We start from the raw sequence: 3,237 nt of genomic DNA, 5'->3' as shown, positions 1-3,237 counted from the left end.
GGATGCTGGCACTTCATCAAACGCCCACACTTATCGACTGTTGATTGTTAAAGATCGTATTCGGTACTGCCTTGCTGCATCCGGCGAATCGTTTTGTTCGTCAGCAGCAGAGGAATGAGATTATGCAGTGTTTCGCTTAACTCGTCAACCCCCCGTTTTTCTTCAGCGCCAGCGGTGTTATCAAAACACCTAGCCCAACTACTTGATTTCGTTCAGCTTTTCCTGCGCTGCAGAAGCAGGACGCGCACTATAGCAAACGGCATACGAGCACGCAAGTCCTGTTGCGTGACCTCTGCATACCGGCACGCTGCAATCGGCGGCGAACAGCCTGGCGGCCGAGCGTGCGCTCGAAGCCGCGGCCTGCCCGAGCTGACCGCGCTGATGGAAGCCGCGCTGCTGGCCGACCTGCGCGATGCGGTCGGTCCGCTGATGGCGCGCATCCAGGACGCCGGCAGCCGGACGGCGGATCTCGGCCTGCTGCCGCTGGTCAACGTGCTGCGTTACGGGAGTGCGCGCAAGGTCGATACGGACTCGCTGTCGCATGTGCTCGACGGCCTCGCGGCGCGCGCCTGCATCGCCCTGCCGTATGGCGTGCGCGGGGTAGCCGACGATACCCCCGCCGCCCTGCTGGGCCAGATCATCTCCGCCGACCAGGCGCTGCGCCTGCTGCAGGACGAGGCCCACCAGGCCGCATGGTTCGAAGCGCTGGCCACGGCCGCCGCCAGCGAGCTGTCGCATCCGATGCTGAGCGGGCGCTGCGCACGCATCCTGACCGAGCACGGCGAATGGAATGCGGAGCGCGCCGCGCAGCAGTTGTCTCTGCACTGCTCGCCGGGCGTGGCGCCGCTGGCCGCCGCGCAGTGGCTGGAAGGCTTCCTGCAGGGCAGCGGCACCTTGCTGGCGCACAGCGACGCCCTGTGGAACATTGTCAACGGCTGGCTGCCCTCGCTTCCTCCCGGCACCTTCACGGAACTGCTGCCGCTGCTGCGCCGCATGGTGTCGACCTTTACCGCGCCGGAGCGCCGTGAACTCGGCGAACGGGCCGCGCATGGCGGCGGCGCGGCATCGGGCGTAACACCGGCCGAGGCCGCGGTTGATCCGGCCAGGGCGCAGCGCTGGCGGCTGGTGCTGGGCCAGGACGCCACTGGACCGATGTCGCTGAATGTCGAGGATGCCGCCATCGACGGCGTGCTCGATGCGCTGTACGGCAGCCCGGACGGCAGTTCGAAGGGAGGGCTGGGCGCATCGGCGCCGCGGGTGGCGCGCTGGCTGGGCGACATCCGCGAATACTTCCCGTCCAGCGTGGTGCAGGTGATGCAGAAGGATGCGCTGGAGCGCCTGGAGCTGCGCGAAATGCCGTGCGAGCCGGAGATGCTGGCGGCGGTGGAACCGGACGTGCACCTGGTCGCGACCCTGCTCAACCTGAACCGCGTCATGCCGAACAAGACCAGGGCGACGGCGCGCAAGGTGGTCGCGCAAGTGGTGGAGGAGCTGGAGCGCAAGCTGGCCGCGCCGATGCGCCAGGCCGTATCGAGCAGCCTGAATCGCGCCGCCCGCAAGCTGCGGCCGCGCCATCAGGACATCGACTGGCTGCGCACCATCATCCCCGAAACGCGGATCGGCTTCGGCCGCCGAGGACGTTCGCTGCGCGACATCGTGCTGTGCGTGGACCAGAGCGGATCGATGGCCTCGTCCGTCGTGTATGCGGGCGTGTTCGCGGCGGTCCTCGCCAGCATCAAGGCGGTCAGCACCTCGGTGGTAGTGTTCGACACCTCCGTGGCCGACCTGACGCCACTGCTGTCTGATCCGTTCGATGTCCTGTTCGGCACCCAGCTGGGCGGCGGCACCGACATCAATCGCGCGCTGGCCTATTGCCATGGGCTGGTGACGCGGCCGCGCGAGACGATCTGTGCTGATCACCGATCTGTATGAAGGCGGGAACGAGGCGGAGATGCTGGGACGGCGGCCGCGCTGGTCGGCAGCGGCGTGCAGGTGATCGCCCTGCTCGCGCTGAACGATTCGGGCGCACCGTCCTACGACCGCGACAATGCGGCCCGGCTGTCCGCCATGGGCATCCCCTGCTTTGCGTGTACGCCGGACCTGTTTCCAGACCTGATGGCGGCCGCGATCCAGCGGCACAGCCTGGAACAGTGGACTTCGCAGGCGGGGATCGTGCGGGCGTGACATCCTACAGGGCGTCAATCGTGCGTCCGGTTGAATACGGCCGTGTTTGACGTTACTGTCATCCCATGGACGATCAAGCTTCTCAACAACATAAAGACGACCAGGAGATGCGCGACATTATCGAGGAAGCGCGCTGCATCCTTCCCGGTCTTCAGGCGGTGTTCGGCTTCCAGACGATCGCCGTATTCAACGAACGCTTCACGGATCTCGCGGCCTATGCCCAGGTCTGCCATCTGGTGGGACTGTGCCTGCTGTTTGTCGCCATGGGCATGCTGATGACGCCGGCCGTCTATAACCGTGCCCAGCTCGGCCGTGCGACGTCGCGGATGCTGCGCATTTCACGCAAATCCATCCGCGGTGCGCTCATACCACTGGCTGTCGGGCTGTCGCTCGATATGTTGACGGTAATGTCGCTCGCGACCGACAGCCTTGCGCTCAGCATTGTTGCCGCGGTTGCTTCGCTGCTGCTCTTTGTGGGACTGTGGTATCTCCTGCCACGAAGCGATCCCATCCAGGTTACCGAACCGCGCTCCTGATTTGCGTTGTGCAGTGCAAAGGGTTGTGTGAGGCTGCGAACAGATGAGGGCGCTTGCAACTGGATAATACCTGCATGGCCTGTGCGAAACCGGCACTGGCAGAATTCAACGAACTGGGCCGCATTCGTCTACCTGAAGTTCCGATATCGGGGGGAGCGCAGACGGAGACGAATGCAAGCCCAGCCGTTCATGCAAGCGCGACCGCGGCGTTACCGGCGGCGCCTGCTTGCTCGCGGCTGGATGGCGACGATCGGTCTCGCCATTATCGCCAGGCCCGCCAGCTCGACGCGCATCGCGCGATTCCAGAGCGGCGGGCCTTGTCTTGGTATCTGAAACAGGCACGCCAGAAAAGCAAAAAGCCCGCTCAAGAATTGAGCGGGCTTCTGCGAATAATTAGCCTGACGATAACCTACTTTCACACTGGTTGCAGCACTATCATCGGCGCAAAGTCGTTTCACGGTCCTGTTCGGGATGGGAAGGGGTGGTACCGACTTGCTATGGTCATCAGGCATGACTT

At 64.5% G+C, this 3,237-nt stretch carries 1 protein-coding gene, 1 rRNA gene and 1 pseudogene; 2 read left to right on the top strand and 1 reads right to left on the bottom strand.

Annotated features, from left to right (window positions below; genetic code table 11):
• Nucleotides 1-114 precede the first annotated feature (114 nt).
• Nucleotides 115-2,184: pseudogene (locus AB4Z32_RS27350) on the top strand (DUF5682 family protein).
• Nucleotides 2,185-2,249: 65 nt separating this feature from the next.
• Nucleotides 2,250-2,720, top strand: coding sequence for a DUF6328 family protein (locus tag AB4Z32_RS27345; RefSeq protein WP_442124967.1), 471 nt, complete (start codon nucleotides 2,250-2,252; stop codon nucleotides 2,718-2,720).
• 396 nt (nucleotides 2,721-3,116) lie between these two features.
• On the opposite strand, the gene rrf is transcribed toward AB4Z32_RS27345, so the two are convergent.
• A 5S ribosomal RNA gene (gene rrf / locus AB4Z32_RS27340) occupies nucleotides 3,117-3,229 on the bottom strand.
• Between the last annotated feature and the right edge of the window lie 8 nt (nucleotides 3,230-3,237).

This window comes from Massilia sp. 2TAF26 (assembly GCF_052115005.1).
In the GTDB taxonomy this organism is placed as follows: Bacteria; Pseudomonadota; Gammaproteobacteria; order Burkholderiales; family Burkholderiaceae_D; genus Telluria.
The sequence above is the reverse complement of the archived record's forward strand: the minus strand, read 5'-3'. Positions and strand labels throughout refer to the sequence as shown.